General features: G+C 48.1%; 20 protein-coding genes. 11 read left to right on the forward strand and 9 right to left on the reverse strand.

The genetic code is table 11. The annotated features are described in order from the left end of the window. Positions 1–67 precede the first annotated feature (67 nt). Together FHP88_RS00550 and FHP88_RS00555 are read left to right on the forward strand one after the other, a co-directional pair. Positions 68–1,804, forward strand: a complete 1,737-nt coding sequence (locus tag FHP88_RS00550) for a mechanosensitive ion channel family protein (RefSeq protein WP_144357043.1) — start codon at positions 68–70, stop codon at positions 1,802–1,804. Then, positions 1,801–2,916: an SPOR domain-containing protein gene (locus tag FHP88_RS00555; RefSeq protein WP_144357044.1), complete on the forward strand. Its 1,116-nt coding sequence runs from the start codon at positions 1,801–1,803 to the stop codon at positions 2,914–2,916. The genes FHP88_RS00550 and FHP88_RS00555 overlap by 4 nt, the downstream gene beginning before the upstream one ends. A 49-nt stretch (positions 2,917–2,965) precedes the next feature. Here the strand turns inward: FHP88_RS00555 and FHP88_RS00560 are convergent, their stop codons facing one another. The 3 genes from FHP88_RS00560 to FHP88_RS00570 form a co-directional block, all read right to left on the reverse strand. Further along, positions 2,966–4,468, reverse strand: a complete 1,503-nt coding sequence (locus FHP88_RS00560) for a glycogen synthase (RefSeq protein WP_144357045.1) — start codon at positions 4,466–4,468, stop codon at positions 2,966–2,968. Positions 4,469–4,580: 112 nt separating this feature from the next. Then, on the reverse strand, positions 4,581–5,513 hold the full coding sequence (locus FHP88_RS00565; RefSeq protein WP_144357046.1) for an acetoin utilization protein AcuC: 933 nt from the start codon (positions 5,511–5,513) through the stop codon (positions 4,581–4,583). A 53-nt stretch (positions 5,514–5,566) separates the two neighbouring features. Continuing rightward, positions 5,567–7,360: a hypothetical protein gene (locus tag FHP88_RS00570; RefSeq protein ID WP_144357047.1), complete on the reverse strand. Its 1,794-nt coding sequence runs from the start codon at positions 7,358–7,360 to the stop codon at positions 5,567–5,569. Between the two features lie 469 nt (positions 7,361–7,829). Between FHP88_RS00570 and FHP88_RS00575 the strand changes: the two genes are divergently transcribed. From FHP88_RS00575 to asnS, 3 genes are all read left to right on the forward strand, one after another. Next, positions 7,830–8,783, forward strand: coding sequence for a chemotaxis protein (locus FHP88_RS00575; RefSeq protein WP_144357048.1), 954 nt, complete (start codon positions 7,830–7,832; stop codon positions 8,781–8,783). 66 nt (positions 8,784–8,849) lie between these two features. Then, a complete protein-coding gene (locus FHP88_RS00580; protein WP_144357049.1) occupies positions 8,850–9,581 on the forward strand; it encodes a hypothetical protein in 732 nt (243 codons plus the stop codon). A gap of 97 nt (positions 9,582–9,678) precedes the next feature. Continuing rightward, the gene (asnS, locus tag FHP88_RS00585; RefSeq protein WP_144357050.1) at positions 9,679–11,076 is read left to right on the forward strand and encodes an asparagine--tRNA ligase; all 1,398 of its coding nucleotides are present in this window, start codon (positions 9,679–9,681) and stop codon (positions 11,074–11,076) included. 53 nt (positions 11,077–11,129) lie between these two features. Here the strand turns inward: asnS and FHP88_RS00590 are convergent, their stop codons facing one another. Continuing rightward, positions 11,130–11,495: a hypothetical protein gene (locus tag FHP88_RS00590; RefSeq protein WP_144357051.1), complete on the reverse strand. Its 366-nt coding sequence runs from the start codon at positions 11,493–11,495 to the stop codon at positions 11,130–11,132. 306 nt (positions 11,496–11,801) lie between these two features. On the opposite strand from FHP88_RS00590, the gene FHP88_RS00595 reads away from it, so the two are divergent. After that, positions 11,802–12,035: a hypothetical protein gene (locus FHP88_RS00595; RefSeq protein WP_144357052.1), complete on the forward strand. Its 234-nt coding sequence runs from the start codon at positions 11,802–11,804 to the stop codon at positions 12,033–12,035. Between the two features lie 109 nt (positions 12,036–12,144). Here the strand turns inward: FHP88_RS00595 and FHP88_RS00600 are convergent, their stop codons facing one another. Together FHP88_RS00600 and FHP88_RS00605 are read right to left on the reverse strand one after the other, a co-directional pair. Continuing rightward, on the reverse strand, positions 12,145–13,794 hold the full coding sequence (locus FHP88_RS00600; RefSeq protein ID WP_144357053.1) for a FecR domain-containing protein: 1,650 nt from the start codon (positions 13,792–13,794) through the stop codon (positions 12,145–12,147). Between the two features lie 108 nt (positions 13,795–13,902). Further along, on the reverse strand, positions 13,903–14,664 hold the full coding sequence (locus FHP88_RS00605) for an NRDE family protein (RefSeq protein ID WP_144357054.1): 762 nt from the start codon (positions 14,662–14,664) through the stop codon (positions 13,903–13,905). 53 nt (positions 14,665–14,717) lie between these two features. Here FHP88_RS00605 and FHP88_RS00610 point away from each other — a divergent pair, with 53 nt between their 5' ends. Beyond that, positions 14,718–15,311 carry a DNA-J related domain-containing protein gene (locus FHP88_RS00610; RefSeq protein WP_186297547.1) on the forward strand — a complete coding sequence of 198 codons (594 nt, stop codon included), beginning with the start codon at positions 14,718–14,720 and terminating at the stop codon, positions 15,309–15,311. Between the two features lie 8 nt (positions 15,312–15,319). Here FHP88_RS00610 and kbl read toward each other — a convergent pair whose 3' ends face one another. Continuing rightward, a complete protein-coding gene (gene kbl, locus FHP88_RS00615; RefSeq protein WP_144357056.1) occupies positions 15,320–16,510 on the reverse strand; it encodes a glycine C-acetyltransferase in 1,191 nt (396 codons plus the stop codon). A gap of 10 nt (positions 16,511–16,520) precedes the next feature. Next, complete coding sequence (tdh, locus tag FHP88_RS00620) at positions 16,521–17,549, reverse strand: L-threonine 3-dehydrogenase (RefSeq protein WP_144357129.1); 1,029 nt, start codon at positions 17,547–17,549, stop codon at positions 16,521–16,523. 101 nt (positions 17,550–17,650) lie between these two features. On the opposite strand from tdh, the gene FHP88_RS00625 reads away from it, so the two are divergent. Next, complete coding sequence (locus FHP88_RS00625; RefSeq protein WP_144357057.1) at positions 17,651–18,232, forward strand: helix-turn-helix domain-containing protein; 582 nt, start codon at positions 17,651–17,653, stop codon at positions 18,230–18,232. A gap of 34 nt (positions 18,233–18,266) precedes the next feature. Here the strand turns inward: FHP88_RS00625 and FHP88_RS00630 are convergent, their stop codons facing one another. Further along, a complete protein-coding gene (locus FHP88_RS00630) occupies positions 18,267–20,108 on the reverse strand; it encodes a SulP family inorganic anion transporter (protein WP_260843119.1) in 1,842 nt (613 codons plus the stop codon). A gap of 528 nt (positions 20,109–20,636) precedes the next feature. Here FHP88_RS00630 and FHP88_RS00635 point away from each other — a divergent pair. The 3 genes from FHP88_RS00635 (at position 20,637) to FHP88_RS00645 (ending at position 22,113) form a co-directional block, all read left to right on the forward strand. After that, positions 20,637–20,888, forward strand: a complete 252-nt coding sequence (locus FHP88_RS00635; RefSeq protein ID WP_144357058.1) for a hypothetical protein — start codon at positions 20,637–20,639, stop codon at positions 20,886–20,888. Positions 20,889–21,390: 502 nt separating this feature from the next. Then, positions 21,391–21,597: a cold-shock protein gene (locus tag FHP88_RS00640; RefSeq protein ID WP_144357059.1), complete on the forward strand. Its 207-nt coding sequence runs from the start codon at positions 21,391–21,393 to the stop codon at positions 21,595–21,597. A 90-nt stretch (positions 21,598–21,687) separates the two neighbouring features. Continuing rightward, positions 21,688–22,113: a hypothetical protein gene (locus tag FHP88_RS00645; RefSeq protein ID WP_144357060.1), complete on the forward strand. Its 426-nt coding sequence runs from the start codon at positions 21,688–21,690 to the stop codon at positions 22,111–22,113. Positions 22,114–22,135 lie beyond the last annotated feature (22 nt).

Genomic DNA, 22,135 nt, shown 5'->3' on the forward strand with positions numbered 1-22,135 from the left:
TTAGACAGTGCCTCAGCATAAAGGTACTATTTACGCTTGTTGTGTGTGAACAAAGGGACCGAAGACCATGTGGCGCTCGTTATTGTTGATCCTGCTTTTGATGTTCAGCTTTTGCCCGACGGCTATTTCTCAGGAGAGTAAGGAAACCGCCGAAGAAGCCAGGCAGCGACTGGCACCACCGGCGACACTCAATTCTCCGCGTGCGACTATGGAGACCTTTCTCCATGCTATGAATGATATCAAACGCGGTGATCCGGAACGCATTGTCGATGCGATGACTACGCTCGATCTGTCTGGTGTTAATCAACTGGTACGTAAAGAGCGTGGGCGTGATCTTGCCTGGATGCTGCTAGAGGTAATGGATCGCACCCGGATAGTTGATACCAAACGTCTGCCAACACGCACCACAGGAAAGCCTTATCTGTTCTCTAATTATAAGAGCGGCGCTATCCAGATTGTGCAGATGGAGGATGGGCGCTGGCTGTTTGACCGTGAAGGCGTTGATAAACTGCCACTGATACTGGATGAGTTGGCGACAACCAAGAAGGTCAAAGGGGACGAGCGTGAAACAAACTATCTACCTTTGCATTTGCGATTAAGAGAACAGATTCCAGAACGATTCAAGGCGCGTGACTTTTTGCTGGAGAATTGGCAGTGGTTTGGGATATTGCTCATCATCCTTATTGGCGTAGTGGCCGATAAGCTGATCTCTCTCTTCTTGCGCGGCTTGGTGCGTGGCTGGAAGAATCGTACCAGCAGCACTGAATTCAGGGCACTTTCGGACCAGGTACTGCGTCCATTTGGGTTGATGGTGATGGCCGTCATCTGGTGGATTGGGATTAATTTACTTGGACTGGGTGAAGAGTCGTTATTGATACTGCTGGTCGCAGTAAAATTTTTAGCCAGTCTCTCTGGCGTCTGGGCGGCCTATCGATTAGTCGATATCGTTGCCATCTACATGATGCGCAGGGCGCTGTCGACAGATAATAAATTTGATGACGCGCTGGTACCGCTGATTCCAAAAACACTCAAAATATTCATCACCGTAATCGGTTTTGTCTTTATCGCCGATAATATCAATGTCGACATTTCCAGCTTGTTGGCGGGTCTTGGATTGGGTGGTTTGGCCTTTGCCTTGGCGGCGAAGGATATGGTGCAAAATCTCTTTGGTTCAATAACCGTTTTGATGGATCGTACCTTCTCTGTCGGTGACTGGGTTATTGTGGGTTCTGTTGAAGGCTCCGTAGAGCGCATCGGCTTTCGTAGTACGCGCATTCGAACCTTCTATAACTCTGTAGTGACTGTACCCAATTCAAAGTTTATAACCGCTGATGTTGATAATATGGGTGAACGTCGATTCAGAAGGTTGTCTTGCAAACTATCTCTAACCTATGACACATCCCCTGATCGGATTGAGGCCTTTTGTGAAGGCATTCGGGAGCTCATTAGACAACACCCCTATATGCGTAAAGATTATTATCAAGTCTATCTCAATGAGTTTGCAGCATCGTCTCTCAATGTATTGCTCTACGTTTTTTGGGAAACGCCAGAATGGAATACCGAGTTACGTGAACGACACCGTTTTTTGCTGGATATATTGCGTCTTGCCAAGCGACTCGGAGTGGAATTCGCCTTTCCTACTCAGACACTCTACATGCGTAAAGAAGAATATAGTGAAGCATTGCCCGAATCGATGCAGCAGGATCAGGCCTTTGAACGGGGTAGAAAAGAGGCCATTGCTATTGTATCTGAAAGTACAGGTCTGGGTGTGAAGCCAGCGCCTGTTATTTTTCCACCTGTATGATGACGCGTACTCAGTTACATCAACTTATGCTTGTCGGACTGATGTTCTGCAGTGCTTTGGCGTTTGCGACAGCGGATCCCATCCAGTCTGGTTATGCGGCTTTCGAGAAAAAGCAATGGCGGGATGCCTATGAGTATTGGGTTCCAGAGGCCGATAAAGGGAATGCGCGCGCACAGTTTTATCTGAGCATACTTTTTTCCAAGGGCTTGGGTGTTGAACAGAGTGAAGAGACGGCCTTGACCTTTTTAATGCTTTCCGCCGAAGGGGATTTCCCACCGGCCCAGTATCATCTGGGAAATAATTATCAGAGTGGTCAGTTGATTGAGCAGGATTCAGAGCTTGCCCTCTATTGGTGGCGTCGCTCAGCTGAGCAGGAGTTTGTGAGCGCACAGCTGAAGATGGGTGCGGTACATTATCTTGGGCGTGGTGCCACCCAAGATATTGACAAAGCTACAGAATGGTATCGGCGGGCAGCAAAGAACGGTTCTCCCCAGGCGCTTGAGACCTTGGCCCGCCTTGGGGTAACAGATATCGATAAGCCTCAGGCTGAGGTTTTTTCATACAGCAGCACAAGTGAATTGCAACAGGCCGCGGTCAGCACAGTCGCAATGGGTGTTATTATTGAAAATGATCCCGATGTGCTTGCAAAGAATCATGGTGTTGAAGGTAGCGTGTTGTCGAAGCAAACGAGCTATCGTTTGCAGAATAGGTTGGTGACGGAAAACACTGCAGCGATTACTGGCAGTGCAACCTCTATTGTTAGTAATCCTATCGCAACGCATCCCGCTCAGTCCGGGGAGGCGGTAGAAAATTTTGACGATATGAACTGGATTGAAAAGCAGCCGGACGAGAATTTTACCCTGCAAGTATTTAGCAGTGATAAGCAAGAGAGTGCTGAACGTGTTGCGCGTACACTAAAAAGTGATGGGCAGCAGGTGACATCCTTTGCCTTTGGGCGTTTTGGATATCGCTGGTATGGCGTATTAATGGGAAGCTTTGAGACGATGGAGCAGGCGATCCAAGCCAAAAAACGACTGCTTGAGAATAATAAGCTTGAGACTCCCTGGATACGGCGTTTTCGCAGTATCCGAAAGCAGGACAACGCTGAATAACAGTCTCTCTCATATCGACTCATCATACCCAGTATAATGACTCAGCAGACTATTCTGTCGCGGGACTTGCTGCCGGATTATCAATAGCGCTTTGGTAAATCTTGAGATATCCATGGGCTGTTTCTGAAGGATGAAAACTCTGATTCATGCCGTGCAGTGCGAGTTTTTTCCACCAAATAGCCGGTTTCGCATGAAACGCATGAACCCTTCCCAGGGCCTGTAGCAGTTGCTCAAGTGTGTTTTCACTGTAAAGAAATCCAGTGGCCACCCCGTGCAGCAGATTGGAGGGTGTCGCATCTGTTAAAACTTCCTGCATACTACCGGTGCCGTGGACGATGGGTACTGTTCCATAGCTCAGGGCGCATTGGGCCAGGAAGGGCGACGTGTATGACTGATCGGGTAGCAACAGGCAATCACTGCCGGCGATGATGCGATGCTTTAGCGGTTCATCATCTTTATCGACCTGCAACACAAATGATGATGCAAGTGTTTCGGAACGTTTTTTCAGTTTTTCAATGTACTCGTCTGGACCCGGTACGGCCGCCAGCAGTTTGAGTGGTGTAAATTGTTCCAGCCTTGGCAGCAGTTTGATTAGTAGATCTGATTCCAGGGGAGTGATGCTGGAACCTATATAGCTAATCAAGAGATCGTGATCGTTCAGCTCAATACCAAACTCCGATAACAGTCGCTGGCGATTCATCCGCTTCAGTTCAAAAGATGAACTGTCGAAGTGCTGCTCAATATGGGGGTCGGTGGTGGGGCTCCAGCGGTGATAGTCGATTCCTGCCGGGGCGGCACTGAAACGTTCCAGCCTTGTTTTTAGGAGACCTGCCAAGGGATAGCTTGTTTGTTCATTGACCAGTTCGATGCAGTAACCTGGGCTAGGTGTGGTTATATGGTCTGCAGTCAACAAGGCGCCCCGCTCAAATGAAAAGTGTCCATCAATTGCTAACGTACCGGTTTTTAATAATTCTACAGGAATGGATAAAGGGGTTATCTGTTCACTGGTCAAAAACGGATGTTGGTTTTCATGTAGGGTATAAACTGTGGTAGGACGGCTCCACTCTCCAGCAAGCAAGGCGATTGCTAATGCACTTTGCCAGCCATTACAGTGAAGCAGGTCCGGTTGCCAGTTAAGGCCTGCCTGATTAACCGCCATTAATGTTACGACACGGCTGAACCAGCCAAAGGCTAAATGTTCATTTCTCCAGCTTGATGTTTCATTATAACTACCATGATTGACGGGCGTATCAAATTGACCAGGTATATCGATCAAATAGACAGTGATATTTGGATTCAGTTTTCCCTGTAGTATCCGTGCAGTATGTGTCGATCCAGCCACGCAAACACGGGATTGTTGAGTAAACCGCTTGGCTTGTGCGATTAAATGGGGATAAGCCGGCAGAACTAGCCGGATATCATGCCCCATTGCGCCCAGTGTATATGAGAGTGTGGTGACAAATTCAGCGAGAGCATCTGAGCCCATTAATGATTGGGCCTCACTAGAGGCAACAAGAATCCTGAAGGGTGTCAATGATAGGTTGTTATTCATGTATGTTATTTTGAGTGATTGTCAGCGTAATTATTCTTCGACTGCTGAATCTTTACTTTCAAATAAACAGCTCGGAGTATAACCATAAATGTAGGGCTGAGCGAGTTTCTGTTTATTCGCAGAGTAAACCACGAATAACCTGGGCCCAGGCATTAGCAATGTTGTCATGATTATATCCGCCACCACCCAGTGCCAATATACGTCCATGGCAGTGTTTCTTTGCATAGTGCTGAAGCATTTTAGCCGTCTGAAAATGTACTTCAGTACTGAACTGCATATGGGTTATTGGATCACCGGCTAAACTGTCCGCACCACATTGAAAAATAATAAACTCAGGGCGATGCTTTTCCATAAATTCAGTGATACGTGACCAGTTACTAAAAAACAGCTCATCGGTAGCGCCTGGCGGAAGGGGTATGTTTAACTTCGTGCCCCTGGCACTCCCTTTCCCAGATTCTGTAGTACTTCCTGTTCCAGGGTAAAGGGAGCCACCGTCTTCATGGACGTCAATAAAAAACAGATCTGGGTCTTCTTCAAACGCATAGAAAACACCGTTCGCATGATGGGCATCGATGTCAATGTACAGGATACGTTGAGTGGCATAGCGCTGGCGCAGTGCCTCAATGGCAATTCCACAATCATTGAAGACACAAAAGCCGGCTGATGCTGAACGGCTGGCATGGTGTAAGCCAGCGATAGGCACAAAAGCTTGTCGGGTATTGCCATGCATTATCTGATCAATGGCATCCAACACTGTGCCAACAACCGTCAGGGCGATTGTAAAAATGCCTGGTATAACGGGTGTGTCGCTGTCCAGCATACCTTCTCCGATCTCAGAGAGATCCTGAACGCGCTGTACATAGTCAGCTGTATGAAATAGCAGTGCGTCTACCTTATGTCCCTGGATGGGTGTCTTGATCGTTGCCTTGGTGATCAGGTCCGATGACTGAAGTGCGTTCCAGAAGGCATAGAAGCGATCAGGGCCAAGGGGATGCCCCTCTCCAAATCCATAACGTGCCAGTTCATCGCCCGCATAGATAAACACTGTTTTTGTTCCTGTTGTAGATTAGCGGGCTGATCTTAGAATGTAGCCAGCTATCATGAGAATAGTCGACCAAGCCAAGACTGTTTTTTCTCTGTCGGTTCTGACCCTCTGTTCTTTTTCAGAACAATAGGCCTCTTTATTACACCTTTAAGGCATTGATTGCAGATTTCGTTATAGAGTGAGCGCGACTCTTTTAAAAGGGCCTCTTTATCACGCACAAAATAATCACTGGCGCTGGAGTTAAAGGCGTCAACAATATCCTGAAAGCCAGCAAAGGTTTCGGCAATTACAAACTGGGCCGCATCGTTATTTAGAAAGACCAGCTCATCAATCATCTCTCTGAGCGATTTATCTTTCTGTTTGTCATGATCCATCAAGCCATGGAGTTTGATTTTTAATATATCGCTAAATTGTTTAAAGTGTGAAACCTTCTCATCTTCTGGTCCCAGCATGGAACGATCAACGACAACCTTTAACTGTGCAACATTCTGGATTAAATGATAGGTAGTCAGGTCGGAGATCAAGCCGCGCATTTTTTCCAGTTGAATATCCTGTTCTTTTGTGGCGATTGCCCGACTGTGAGAGAGTAGGTTGGCATTGGAGAAAAGTATGGAGTAGATCTTTATCCAGCTTGCGAGTTGTGTCGGACTGAGTGCGGTAGAAATGCTCAGTGCAGCACGCTCCAGTTCAGTGAAAGGTTTGGTAGCCGCAGTTTGCATCTGCTTGGTAGAGAGTTCGAAAACCTCTTTTAGGCAGATCATTTTCTCCAATGCGATCTTTATCTTGCTTTCATTCTCTTCAGATTGACTACTCGCCGCTGGGCCAACTTGCTTCATGAATTCATTGGTAAGTGCTAACTCAGACTCAATCATTCTGTGGCGGATGCGCATCTGCTCTTCTGCACAAAGATATTCATCAACAAATGTAGCGGCCAGCTTTCTTAAAATAGCCGGCTCATCATTGTTGATCTGAATGAGTAGGTCATTAAACAGTTTTCGGGCTTTTGGTGATAATGGGGATGACCCTTTGTAATGCAGAACAAAGGTAATCTGATTCCAGATTTTGCTATAGACCTCTTCTGGCAACAGTTGATGTTTCTTTATGTACTTCATCAATCTATTGAATGCAAAGTGCAATGAGATCTGGGTGGTTAAGGATGGTTCGATGCCACTTGTAATATAGTCTCTAAAAAGATTGCATCTTTTCAGTTCCGCATCATCTTTGTCATGCATGCCGTCTACGCAATCGTCACCTAGCATGAGTTGAACGATTTTTATCAGATAGGGTTTGACAGCCAGATACTTATAGTTTGAGCGAAGCAGACCATAGATGTTATTAAATTCACTGTTCAGTATGTCAGCATGCTTTAATGGAAAATTACTGTAGGGTTGCAAAAGCTCAATAACTGAACGCCTGCCTTTTTCAATCTTTATAAGGGCGTTTTTATACTCCTCAACCAGATCGTCTGATAACTTCTTTGAATCGCTGCTTTCAGAATCTTGGCGGATCGCCGTGATGAAGTCATCCGGCATCTTGGTGCTGATGTAGGTATTGGCGGCTTCCTCACCGAATTTCCGTTTGATCTGCTCACAAATTTCGAAATAACTGGCTTCGATTGTGCGCTCATTGTTTGTATCCAGTGTCTCTTCTAGCTCGCTGAGTAGAGCGGTTGCCAATTCCTCGATCTTGGATGAGTTGGCTGAAAGCTTTCCCTGAGCCAGTAAGCGTCTGTAAGTAGACATATAGTCAGGCGCATTTTTGATCTGATCAATAAGACGAATTAATCCCAAAACGTCCCTTCGATCGTACTTGTCGCGAAGTGCTTTTTGTTGTGCCGATAGTTCCATATTCAACCTAACTGGCCTATAGCCATACAACTTGGTGACACCCTAAAGCGCCCTCCGAGCTTTCCTGTCGACGATTGGAAAGTTCTGTGGGGCTTTTCCGTTTAATCATAGCTAGATAGCGGCAATTTATAACGGAAATTTAATGAAATGGTTCGCTTTTTCAGTAATTCGTCAAATAACGATAAAGGAGGCACCTCGCTGTTAGTTATTAGGCGGTAATTACAAGATTATCGTATAGGGGGATTTGATCAGGGAATGCTCGAATTTGTTGGCCTGCCGAGATAGGTCAAGGTGAGGTAAAATCAAGCAAAAACAGAAAGATATGATTACTCCCTCCAACTGTTGTGAATATCCTAAAGCTATCCTGTGAATGGCCGCTATCTTAACCATCGAGCGCGATAAAACATTCAGTAACAGCCAGAGAATAGTTACTTTACGATATCACTAACCCATTGATTGGCGGTAAATAATGGCAAATTTCATTGATTCTGTAGACAGTCGTACTCAGTTGGCAGGCACCAACCGATTGGAGGTACTACTGTTTAGCCTCGGACACGATTCAGTCACCGGACGAGAAGAAACTTTTGGCGTCAATGTATTCAAAGTCCGTGAGGTGATGCATATACCTGCGATTACCCGTGCCCCGGATATGCCAGCCTCTGTTGAGGGTATGGTGAGTCTAAGGGGAAGTATGATCCCCATTATCAATCTACCCAAATTTTGCGGCGTACAGACGGATGAGAAACCAAGTATCCTTATCGTCACTGAGTACAACAAACATGTGCAAGGGTTTCTTGTGCATTCGGTGGATAATATTGTCCGACTGGCCTGGGAAGATGTGAAGGTTCCGCCCAATATGATGGCGCAGCAGCACGGTGGGCTCGTTACTGCGGTGACGGAGCTGACCGATGGTCGGATTGTCATGATTATGGACGTCGAGATGGTGCTGGCTAAAACCTCTGGTTTTGGTGAGAGTGAAGACCTCTTTGAAGGTATTGAGCAGATAGACCGGGATGACATTACCATTCTGTTTGCTGATGACTCTTCAGTTGCCAGAGACCAGATAACGCGCACACTTGACCACATTGGGATAAAGCACTTCAGTGCCTCGAATGGCATGGAGGCATGGCAAAAGATAAAGGATATTGCTGATCGTGCTGAGGCAACCGGAAAGAAGGCCAGTGATTTCATTCAACTGGTTCTGACCGATGTAGAGATGCCCGAGATGGATGGCTATGTACTGACCAAGAAAATAAAGTCTGACCCCAGACTGGCCGACATTCCTGTCATTATGCACTCATCTCTCTCTGCTGATGCGAACCAAGAATTGGGAAAAGGTGTAGGTGCAGACGCCTATGTGCCTAAATTCCAGCCACTGGAGCTTGCTGCAAAACTGCAGGAGGTTCTTAACGCGCGTGCATGATTGTGGGTTCACTCGGCCCTCTCATGTATCTTGGCTTGATTAATCACCACAGGTGAATGCTCAACCATGCTCGACCTGATACCTGAACACCTGCGATTGTTTGTGGTAATAGGCGGCCTGCTTCTCACACTGCTGTTAATGGCCAGCCTGTCACAGAAGTATGAGCAGTACATTGCGACAAAGCGGAAGGCTGCAAATCAGATCATGGTGGTGGCTCAGCAGATTGAGGCGGTACTGGATAAGACGCAGGGAGTAGGCTTGCCTCAGGGCATCGGAAAGATACTCCGCAATGAACTACTTGCGCGCTATATCACGATACGTCAGATATTTCCCCGACAACCACAACTGAACCAGTTAATTCAGCAGGCACAAGAACGCGCCAGAGCGGAGTCTGAAGGATCGGATGCAGTAAATGGGGCTGCGATTACTTCCATTGCGCTGTTAAATCGTTACATCGTTGGAGTGAATGAAGCAATCGGGCTGTTCAATAACCAATTGCTAGGGCGGTCGATCTCTGCGGTCGAACGCAAGACCCATCAGTTGAAGTTGCTCGATTTTCAACTCATGGCTGCCCATAGGTTCTATACGCGTAGTGCCACAGATTTAGCGCAGAAAGGTGAATGGCAACAGGGTATGAAGAGCGTGCGCGCGCTTGAATCATTTCTCTTTTCAAAACCGAAAGCCACCCCGTTGGCAGGACAGCTACGCACTGAGACTAGAGAGTTGGTGCTGGCAATGAATGATCATCGATTGCCAGGACAGGGCGCCCCGTCTACGGCTATTGGACTTCCCACCTAAGATTGAACTTCGACGTCAGATTCATCGCTGATGTGCCCATGCGATTGCTCAAACTCCTATGTATAATGACGGCTCTCTTAATATTGGGTGGGTCAGCATGGACAATCACGATATCAAATTCCTTCTTTCAGACGCTATACCACTTGACAGTGAAGTGACTGTGCGGGGATGGGTACGATCGCGCCGGGATTCGAAAGCGGGCTTCTCGTTTGTTGCTGTCTATGATGGTAGCTGTTTTGATGCAATTCAGACTGTGATTCCCAATCATTTGGAAAATTACTCCAGTGAGGTGCTTAAGATCACCACAGGGTGTTCTGTAGAGGTTACGGGTCTACTGAGTGCTTCGGTGGGACAAGGGCAGGCCCGTGAAGTCCAGGTGACGGCAATAACTGTTATTGGCTGGGTGGATGATCCGGATACCTACCCAATTGCAAAGAAAAGACATACTTTCGAGTATCTCAGGCAGGTAGCCCACCTCAGGCCCAGAACCAATGCTTTCGGTGCCATTTCGCGGATCAGGACAACGCTTTCGAGTGCAATCCATCGCTATTTCCATGAGCAGAATTACCATTGGGTGAATACACCGATTATCACTGCCAGTGATTGTGAAGGAGCAGGGGAGCTGTTTCGGGTCAGCACGCTGGATTTGAGTAATCTTCCGAGAAGCAAAAGTGGTGCGGTTGATTTTGAGACGGATTTTTTTGGCCGCGAGGCCTTTTTAACGGTATCGGGCCAACTCAATGCAGAGGCCTATGCCCTTGCCCTGAGTAAAGTCTACACTTTTGGCCCCACCTTTCGTGCCGAAAACTCCAATACCAGTCGGCATCTGGCTGAATTTTGGATGGTTGAACCGGAAGTGGCCTTTGCAGATCTGAATGACAATGCCCGGTTGGCTGAGGATTTTCTCAAGTATATTTTTAAGGCTGTTATGGATGAACGCCAAGACGATATGGAATTTTTTGCCCAGCGTATCGATAAGCAGGCCATTGAGCGTTTGGATGCTGTGATCAGTAGTGACTTTGAGATGATGGAATACAGTGATGCCATCGATATCCTGATCAAGAGTGGGGAGGCCTTTGTATATCCCGTTAAGTGGGGGCTGGATTTACAGTCTGAACATGAACAATATCTCGCAGAAAAACATGTGGGCAGGCCCGTTATTTTGGTTAACTACCCAGCGTCTATTAAGGCCTTTTATATGCGGCTTAACGATGATGAGAAGAGTGTGGCGGCAATGGACGTTCTGGTTCCGGGTATTGGTGAAATCATTGGTGGCAGTCAGCGTGAAGAGCGCTTAGAGGTGTTGGATAAGCGTATTCAATCTTTGGGTATTGAAGGCGATCTCTCCTGGTATCGAGATTTACGCCGTTATGGCACCGTGCCGCATGCTGGATTTGGAATGGGATTCGAGCGGGTGGTCAATTATGTAACGGGTATGGAGAATATTCGGGATGCCATTCCATTCCCCCGGACACCTAAGCACGCGCTGTTTTGATGTGTTGACTTTCTATTGTGTTGTAAAGCCTTGCGCAGATGAGTCAGTTGATATTACATCTCAATTTCATCGTTTTTTTGGCCTGCTTTCGCAGCGATATCATTAGCTGATTGTTGGATGAAAATCAGGATTGCGGTATGAATGACCGCTAGGATAATGCCCAAGCTGGCGGCAATCGCCAGCAGTGGAATAGGAAGCAGGGCGGCAAACAGCAAGGATGCAAAGAAGCATCCAAGCACCAACTGACCTGAACGAAAGATATATCGCCGCATAAAGGGTCGTACATGCAACATATTGAGGCGGTGAATACGCTGCCTCTCTTTCCAGCTGGCGTGTTTGTCGGGAGTCAGATGAGGCAGTGCAAAGGGCGAGAAATACATCGCTAGCAGCCGCATCATTGAGTCATTGGTGTGTTCCACAGCCTGCCTGCCACGTTAACCTGGAAGGGTAAAATACCCTCCCTTCTAATTATTACTATAGACATAAAAAATGCGGCTGTGTGCGATGATTCTGCTTTTTATGCTTGATCAGTTGCTCCAGGTCAGATGACGCCCTGAAGATCCCCATGTCTTCATCGGCGTACCACTGATGTGTACAAATGGATTGCGAACACCTTCTGCCCACCTTGATGTAGCCAATCTGTAAGCGTGCGTTAACGTGACTGTAATAAGTGGTCGGTTTAATAGGCACTCATTTTTACCACTGGAAACAGCAGAGCATCTACGATGAAAGGAAAATATCACCCTAATCCGGCGATCAATCAAGGCTTTCACTATCAGCAGGAACTGGAGAGCCGTCTGTCCGATCTGAAAAGTGCGCCCGAGAGTGATTATCATCTCGACGCGCTTCTTAAATCTATCATTCAGTTTAGGGAAGCGCTGAAAGCAGGAACGGCGGTGGTGCCGGGCGCGCGTATTTTTAGTCAGAGTTATACGCGGCGTTCAGGACGAGCCGCATGAGCAGATGCGACGTTGAGTACGTTTCTTTTCCCGCAGTGCGGGTACTGAGCCGACTGCGAGCAAGAGCCTGAACACGAGACCCTTGCCCATAATGCAAGAGGGTGTCCTATTAGATCAATAGGATACCCAGTACCCCGGTTAGAATAGTGTAGATCCAACTATTATCCGGGGTTGGGTCAATCCGTTGGGTGGCGCCCCAGGGGCCTTCGTATCCATCGGGTTCAATATATCGGACGCGGAAGTAGCGAACCTGGCCAGTAACAGGTTGTAGCTGCCAGTTCGGTTCCTTCAGCGACTCGTTGTTCAGAAGCTCTTTAAACTCAGTGTCCGTTGCGAGTTGAATTTGATAAGTCTGGCCTGCAATCCCGGCTCTCCACGAAGTGGTGATCCCTGACTCTGTGGCGGCAATACTTGCTTCCGGTTTGTCTGGAATTAATTTGACTTCCCACTGACGAACATCACTGACGGGGCCCTGTTCACCCGATTCACTGATAGAATAGAGGCGCCAGTAATATTTACCGGCTTGTTTCAGCGCTGTAGTGGCGAACCCTGTTTCACTCAGGTTGTTCTGATCAATCAGCAGCTGATTGAATTCAGCATCCTGGGCAATCTGTAATCGGTAGGCGCTGGCATCCGCCGATGCACTCCAACTTAAGTTCGGTAAATTGCCTCTGAAGACACCTGCATTATTTGGCGATAATGGGACGGGTGGTTGGGGGCGTGCGTCCAGGGTCAAACGTATTGTCTGGTTTATACCCTCAAGATCAATCTCATCAATACCCCTGACACGAAAGAAATAGTCACCATCCGGAAGATCGGGAAGGGGTACGCGTGCTGTTGAAATCTGCTGCTGCCAGAGCGGCGAGAGAAAATCAGCGTGTTGAGAGATTTCGGCACGATAACGCTCAGCACCTTTGAGTGACTGCCATGTAACCGGCCAGTTAAGTTGCTGGATTTTTTCGGGCAGGGTGTCAAGGGTAGGCGGCGGCAACAATTCACGCGGGGGTAGGGGTGGCTTGCCTACTTCGACACGGGTACCAAATCGGGCGGGCAGCAGTTGGGTCTTCTGTTCGCCAGAGACCGCTACCTTGCCTTTCAGTACCTCAAATGTAGAGGCGTTGCTCTGTTCGCTGCTGGAGAGTCGGTACTCGGTGCCACGAACAGCACTGATCGCAGAGGGTGTACGAATCTCAAATCGGCTGCCAGGACCGGATGCCGGTGTGATACGCGTGTCGCCACGGCCTTTCAATAGATGAAGCCTTGAATCCACCATGCCCGTCTCGCCATAAGCCGAGAGATGATCAAACAGGATGGTGCTATCCGCATGCAATGTAATAAGGGATTTGTCGGCAAAACGAACAGTGACATTGCTCTCCGGGCCTGTTTCCAGTTGATCGCCCAGTGCGATCCGGGTGCCGGGTGCAGGTGCTTCGACGCGTGCCCCGTCAGCTTTGATGAGTGTCGTTTTACCGCGCGTGGTTAGTACTTCTGCGTGTACGGCATTGTGTTTGATCCACTCCATGGGTACTCGTACCTGAGTGCCAGGTTGCATACGCTTGGGTCTTTTTATGTTGTTGATCTGCTGAACCTTTTTCCAGTAGCTGACCTTGTGAAGATATTTTTCACAGAAGTTCCAAAGATTGTCGCCAGGTACTACGGTATAAACCCACTCCTGGGCTGAGGCGATACTGGTGAAAAGCAGAAGAGAGAATATGGCCAGTTTGAAATACCACTGACCCTGCCTTATTGCGCGTTGCATAACCTGTCCCCTATATCCTTTATCTATTGTACTTAGATCCAGAATGTCTCTTGTTATCTAACTGAGTTTAGCGTGAGTTACGTGAAAATGCCCGTTGATCAATCGGTTTTATGATTCAAGATTGACGGCATTAAAGGTGACTTGGTCGGGAGCGCCATCGGCATAGAGCCATACAGGACTGTCACGTTCGGCCGAATCGGGCATGGCGATCAGTGAACTGGATACGGTACCGAACCCCATCGGAAGATCCATGTTCATGGCGTCGTGTCCATCCAGCGAGTCCGGGGTGGTGCGTGCCGCGAGTAACAGACGCCAACTTTCCCACTGCTGATTATCAGGCTCAGGGAGTTCAGCATTCACAAAGTGCGGCAACCAGCGATTGATCCGCGGGTGACTCAAATCATCCAGCTCCCGCGATGCCAGCATGTGCAGGCCGGGGTCAATTTTATAACAGGCCAGTTTATGCGTTGAGTCGCTATCTGTGTTACGTATCCAATAACAGCTTCGTTTATCACCAATAAATAGATTGAAGCCACGGTAATGATCAGGATTGATCGACTGGAGTGCATTGGTCGCTTCGCTGGATGCGTTGAAGTTCAGCGCTTGTAGTACCAGCTCTCCACGACTCTTTTTGTCAGCGGCTGGCCCCAATGCGCCTTCTCGATTCATCACTACAGCCACTACTCCCTGCTGGTTGATCCCCATCCAGGTTCCTCCACCGAGATGATCGAGTCCGGCAACTACGTCCGGTTGATCGGGCCAGTGTCGGCCAGGTGGTGAAGTGGGGCGGTCACGCATCTCATCCCGATTACCTGCCAGCAGCAGTGGCCAGCGATGTCCTGGACGATTGAGAATGACAAGGGTGCACATAGTGAATTACCCAAAAATTAACCGTAGATTCAAGAAGTATGGATAATGGGGGCATGCATAACAACCCACTGATCGTACCGATACTTGCCCTGTTGCATGATACACCGGAGGGGATGAGCGAGCATGAGCTGATCGCTCGACTGATGAAGGAGGGCGATCACTTCATTGAACAGGCATCGTCCGCTAACCTGGCGCTTTTTCAAAAGCACTTTTTGGTGATGAATGCCCTGTATCAGATTCAGGACTCCATGCTGGAGTGGGGTATGAGTCTGCAGATTGATCCACTACTCATCAAATTTGTAGCCAGTAAGGATGCCACTCCCTCTGCCGGTATGGATATCTCTGCCAATGAGCCGCTGCGTCGTTACTATCTCGATTGGGACAATCTGCATGAGACAACAGCGTCGGATGTATCCCATCTATTGAGTGGTTTCTGGGATCGTTATTACGCGATTGATAAACAAGCTGAAGCTTTACAACGATTGGGCCTGAGCGGCAGTGAAAATCTGAATTGGGAAATTATTCAGCGGCGCTACCGGGAACTTATCACACTGCATCACCCGGATAAGGGGGGCGAGCAGGCAATATTTATTGAGATTCGAGAGGCGTATGAGTTATTAAAAAAGCACTATACGCCGGTCGATTGATCCCGGTGTTATATCCCCATCTCTCGCTTAACTTCAGCAAAGGCGCCGATCGCCTGTTGTAGATCCGCTTCCGTATGGGCCGCTGAAATCTGTGTGCGAATTCGTGCGCGACCTTGCGGTACCACCGGATAAGAGAAGGCCACTACATAGACCCCTTTTTCCAGCATGCGTTGAGCGAACTCTGCGGCTTTAGGGGCGTCATAGAGCATGATGGGTACAATGGGATGATTTCCTGGCAGAAGGTCAAAACCGGCCTGCTCCATGCCGCTGCGGAACAGTCGAGTGTTCTGTTCCAGCTTGTCGCGCAGTACGGTCGAACCTTCGAGCAGTTTTAATGCTTCTATAGCACCGGCCACCACGGGTGGTGCGACGGTATTCGAGAATAGATAGGGGCGCGAGCGTTGCCGTAATAGCTGAACAATCTCTCGACGACCACTGGTATAGCCGCCGCTAGCTCCGCCCAACGCCTTACCCAGCGTGCCGGTGGTAATATCAACCCGGTCCATACAGGCACACTGTTCATGAGTGCCACGGCCGGATGCACCAACAAAACCGACGGCGTGGCTGTCATCAAAATGCACCAGTGCACCGTACTGCTCGGCCAAGTCACAGATCTTATCGAGCTGTGCGATGTAGCCATCCATTGAGAAGACGCCATCGGTCGTAATCAGTTTAAATCGAGCGCCTGCTGCGTCCGCGGCTTGTAATTGCTGCTCAAGATCGGCCATGTCGTTATTCGTATAACGATAACGCGTCGCCCGACACAGCCTGACCCCGTCAATAATCGAAGCGTGATTCAATTCATCTGAGATTACCGCGTCTTCGGGACCTAACAGTGTTTCAAACAGACCACCATTGGCATCAAAACAAGAAGGGTAGAGGATGGTCTCTTCCATGCCGAGAAACTGGCTCAAATGATCTTCCAGAGTCTTATGAATAGTCTGTGTTCCACAGATAAAGCGTACAGATGCCAGACCGTATCCCCACTCATCCAACCCACGCCTTGCCGCCGCCTGAATGGCGGGGTGCTGTGCCAAACCCAGATAATTATTGGCGCAGAGATTTAATAGCTCGGCGCCCTGTTGCACTGACACATGAGCGCCTTGAGGCGATGAAATGATTCGTTCATCTTTATACAACCCCGCCTCGTGGATGGCATCCAGCTGTTGTTGCAGATGTTGTTTGAATGGTCCATACATGGTGCTGATCCTAATCTTCCCAATTCAGAATGACTTTGCCGGATTGTCCCGACAACATGGCATCGAAACCGGCCTGAAAATCCGTGTAATGGTAGTGGTGTGTAATGACCGGTGCGATATTTAAGCCCGATTCAATAAATACTGACATTTTGTACCAGGTCTCATACATCTCACGTCCATAGACCCCTTTAATAGTCAACATGTTGAAGATCACTGTGTTCCAGTCGATCTGTGTCTCTTCACCCACAATGCCCAAGAGGGCAATTTTTCCGCCGTGACACATGTGACTGATCATCTCATTGAATGCGGCGGCATTACCGGACATCTCCAGGCCTACGTCGAAACCTTCACTCATGTGCAGCTCTTTTTTGACATCCTCAAGGCGCTCGCTCCGTACATCAACGGTACGATCGGCCCCGAGTTTTTTTGCCAGCTCCAAACGCCAGGGATTGACATCCGTGATCACAACATGACGTGCGCCGGCATGTTTGCAAACAGCAGCGGCCATCGCACCAATAGGGCCGGCACCTGTGATCAATACATCCTCACCCAACAGATCAAACTGCAGGGCAGTGTGTACTGCATTACCAAAGGGATCAAATATGGCGGCAACATCCAGATCAATGCCAGGTCGATGTTCCCAGACATTGGACATCGGCAGCACCAGATATTCCGCAAATGAACCGGTGCGGTTGACCCCGACACCACTGGTATGAGCACAGAGATGACGACGACCGGCCATACAGTTACGACAGCGCCCACACACAACATGTCCTTCACCGGAGACTATCTGGCCTGGTTTAAAATCAATGACATTACTGCCGACTTCAACGATTTCACCGACAAACTCATGGCCTACCACCATGGGTACCGGGATGGTTTTTTGTGCCCAACTATCCCAGTTATAGATGTGGATGTCGGTCCCGCAGATCGCTGTCCGCTTGATTTTGATAAGCACATCATTGATGCCAAGGACGGGTAACGGGACATCCTGTAGCCAGATTCCAGGTTTTGCCTCGGCTTTGACGAGTGCTTTCATGGTATCCATGTTAATTTCCGCTATAATGGAATGCTGTGGCGTATAGTAGAATCAATTATTCCGCTATACAAGAAAAATATCCTCTAATAGAGAAGTGGTTAATGAGCTCAACTATTACCGATGTAGACAACACCGCCTCGACGCTCTCCGAGCGTGTGAAACTGCTGCGTAAAAAAAGTGGCTTCACCCTGGAAGAACTGTCCATGGCCTCTGGCGTCAGCCGATCGATGCTGAGTCAGATTGAGCGGGGACAGGCCAATCCAACCCTCACAGTCGCCTGTCGAATCGCCCAGGCCTTTTCCATCTCAATCGGCGAACTGGTTCATGAACCCTGGACTCAGTCTGGCATTGAAGTGATCCGGGCGGATGATGCCTCCCATCTCTATCGCTCTGATGATCAATGCCGTATCCGTACGCTCTCACCACTCAATATGGAGAAAAGTATCGAGTTCTATGAAATCAGTATAGCTCCCGGTGCCGCACTCACCAGTGCGGCCCATTTTGAAGGCACAAAGGAACTCTTTACGCTTAATAAAGGGAGTGTTGCTATTGTTTCTGAGGCCGATCAATGCACGTTAAAGAAGGGTGATTCAGCGCATTACCGGGCTGATGTTGAACACAGTATCCGTAACGTGGGCAATGGCAGGGCAGAGGGTTATCTTGTAGTAACTTATGCAGGATAGTGGATAGCGTTTACTTGCCTGCTGAGTGACAACGCTACTCCTCTGTTACCAGAGTTCGTATCTTATCGACGGGTGTTGGAAGAGCCGGTGTGCCTTCCCGTGCATCATATTGTTTTCTTGCAACGCTGATGCGCAGCGGACATCCCTTCGAATTATCACACTGATCACACTCCATCTGATCCCAGGCATATTCCAGTGCAAAAGTAAGGCGGGAAAAGAAGCGTTCATCTTCCGTTGTGGTAATGGCACCCGCCTTGCGCATGCTCTGCATAAATTGACGTTTCATTCGTGCGATCAGCACAATCACGCCTGCGGCCTCAAGACGCTCACGCAGTTGGGTCAATACCATCTCGCCTGTTGAGTCCACCATGTTGATACCTTCCGCATCGATGATGATGTACTTGGCATCACGATGTTCTGCAAAAACCTGCAACACCTTTGTCTCAAAATAACCGGCGTTGGCATAGTAGAGCGACATGTAAAAACGGATGATGATGATGTTTTTACAGGTTTCGAGTTCAGGGAAAACACTCAGGTCGCGGAAAGTACCGTCTGGATGTCGACTGACCATGGCAAATCTTGGGCGCATCGTACGGTAGATGAACAGTGCCATCGACAGGAACACCCCAGCCAGAATGCCCTTGTCCAGATGGGGTGCCATATATAATGTCAGAACAAAGGTGATGACCGCTACTATGCCGTCATGTTTCTCCACCTTCCAGGCATGTTTGATCGGTTCAATTTTCACCAGGCCTACAACGGCAATAATAATAATAGTCGCCAAAGTAGCTTGTGGAAGATGATAAAGCAGCGGGGTCAAAAATAGCAGGGTAATACCCACGACGGCAGCCGTGACTATGGATGAAAACCCCGTGCGGGCACCGGCATTGATATTGACGGCAGAGCGGGAGAAGGAACCCGATACCGGATATCCGCTGAACAGACCTGAGGCAATGTTTGAAAGCCCCTGACCAAACAGCTCCTGATTGGCATCCAGGTGTTGCCGGGTCTTGGCAGCCATAGCCTTGGCAATTGAGATGGCTTCCATAAATCCGATCAATGAGATGATGATGGCAGCCGTTATTAAATCCAGGAAGATGTCGAAGCTCAACTGAGGAATTGCGATGCCCGGTAGTCCTTCAGGTATCTCACCGACGATGGCCCCGTTTCGTTTTGCAAAGTCAGTGGCTTTGGAAATGAGGGTTGTGAATACAACCGCAATTAATACCGCCGGCCATGTCGGCTTCCAACGTCGAATGCCTACCATAATACCAATTGAGAGCAACGCAATGAAGACCGTGGGCCAATGTGTGTCGGTTAAGGCCGCCTGAATGACGTTATAGACTGTCTCATAATGATGATCGGCACGTTCAGCCGTTACACCAAACAGTTTGCTGATTTGAGAGGTGCCAATGATAATTGCGCCCGCACTGGTAAATCCAAGCACGACAGGGTGTGATAAAAAATCAACCAGCACACCGAGCCGCAACACACCCAGTGAAACCTGAAAGAGCCCAATCAGGATGGCCAGCAGTGTGGCATACATCAAAAAACCTTCACTGCCAGATGCCGCAAGGGGCTCTAAGGATGCGGCTGTCATCAGTGAGACTACTGCCACCGGACCCGTTGCGAGTTGACGCGAAGAACCAAATATTGCCGCAATCATCGGCGGTAAGAAGGAAGCGTAAAGACCGTAGTAGGCGGGTAACCCAGCCAGCTGGGCATAAGCCATCGATTGGGGGACAAGAATCAGGGCTACCGTAATACCAGCGAGAATATCAACCTTGAGTGTTTCTTTGTCCCTTAATTCAGCGAGTTGGTCGAATGTCGGGACCAGCATATGATAAAAACGGTGGAGCAGTTGTTCTTTTGTCATGCTGGCGTTGACAACCTCACTCTAGATTTTATTCGGTTTATAATTACCCTTCATTTCTAGCAACAACACTGCTTAAAGTGACTGGATTGGTTTATCCTGTGGGAGTAAGTCGCCCTGCATTAATTATCTTATAGATCAAATATATATCGAATATAAAAGGTCTGTCTCATTAGCCTTTTCTATATACATATTAGTGAAACAAGCGGCAGGCATTTCTGGAGATCAGCTATGAGTGAGTACGAGCATTGATACGGGATATGAAATTAGTTCACCTCTTTAATGAACTTTGTTAGTCTAGATCAAACGCAAGGAGCGCCCGCATAGCCAGGATGCTGAGCACCACCTACCTATGCTTGCACTTCAGACGATGAATCGGTTAGATGCTGCTTATTTTAGCGAGTGGCTTTGCTGTTTATTACCAATAACAGAGTGCGAATGACAAGAGCCCATCCGTGAGGGAGCACTAAAACAGTTGCGTTCCCTTTTCCTAGGTTTGTTTTGATCTTCACACTATCGTTTAGCATAGCTTTGCTTATTATCTACCATACGCAAGAATTGGCTACACCAATCTTTCAAGAACTCTTGTCGGCATTTATCGTGCTCACGATGATTGCTGGGACACTATCTTATGCCTTGTATGCCTATGTTGAGGACGTAGCGAAAGATGTTGCGGCAGATGAGAAGAAGAAAAGCTACGCTAGATACAATGCGGTAATCGATAGCCTTTCCGGCCTAAAGAAGGAGATACCGGTTAATGCGTTTGTAGTTGTAGGTTTGTAGATCCTTGAAAGATTCGCCCATGGTTTTTCTCTGTTGTTCCCGATCAGCAATGCCGCACCTTTCAATTGGCCTTGGGCGGTAGCAATCTCGGTCCGAGTAGCATTCTTCATAATATTAAGTGCGTATGTAGCAGCAATCCAATTTCGTGGTTTCATTGTTGCAAACGATTACAGAGTGGTAATTAGCCAGGTAGGGGGGGAGGAGACCATCACATCACCCTACCAAACGGGTAAGCGCCGTGAACTAAAACGGGGTAAAATCACAGTAAACGCTAATATTATAAAAACAACCTATAGATCCAGCTTATTAAAAGCGAACACCCACATACACATAAAAAAGACTATGAAGTGAGTTGCTTGCCTGCTGCACGGCAGCATTCAGCTTTAAACTGTTTTATAGCGTTAACCCCCTGTGTGTTGCTATACTGTCATTCTCTGTTCTGAAACGGTGAATTCGAACGGAGGAAAACAATTTTTTTCACCACATTTTTAAGAAGATCATTATGAGTAAAGGCACTGTTAAGTGGTTCAATGCGGACAAAGGTTTTGGTTTCATCACTCCAGAGGATGGCGGAAAAGATCTTTTTGTGCATCATTCAGAGATTCAAAGCGGTGGCGGTTATGCAACGCTTAAAGATGGCCAGTCAGTAGAGTTTGAAGTAGGCCAAGGCCAGAAAGGCCCCTGTGCTAATAAAGTGGTTCCACTTTAAGTTTAAGCGCATAAACAGTACAAACGGCAACGGCACCCAATGGGTGCCGTTGTTGTAAGTGGCCTAGCGATAGGGAAAGCGTCGAGCACGATGGTAAAGTCTGATCTCGCCAGTGAATGGTGTTTATTGCAAAACCAGTTTGATAGCTATGAAAAGTATTCGTTGCTGATTAAGCTTGTCAGTGTTGTTGTTCTCAGCGCGGTCTTTTTCAGCAATAGACTGAGCGTTGTCGTTCTCTTCCTGTTATTGATCTTATGGTTACAGGATGCCATCTGGAAAACCTTTCAGTCCCGTATTGAGAATCGGTTGTTGCAGCTCGAAGGCTATTTATCGAATAAACAAACACCGGAAGATGGTGATAGTCGGGCCTACCAGTTTAATAGTGTCTACTCAAAAAGCCGACCATCAACAATAGGGCTTATCCATGAGTATCTGCATCAAGCAATAAGACCCACGATAGCCTTCCCCCATGTTGCGTTGCTGCTGATGGCAGGCAGTGTACTATTTGTTAGTTAAGTGATTAGATTCGTACCCTATT

It is taken from the genome of Sedimenticola selenatireducens, assembly GCF_007625115.1.
GTDB lineage: Bacteria > Pseudomonadota > Gammaproteobacteria > Chromatiales > Chromatiaceae > Sedimenticola > Sedimenticola selenatireducens_A.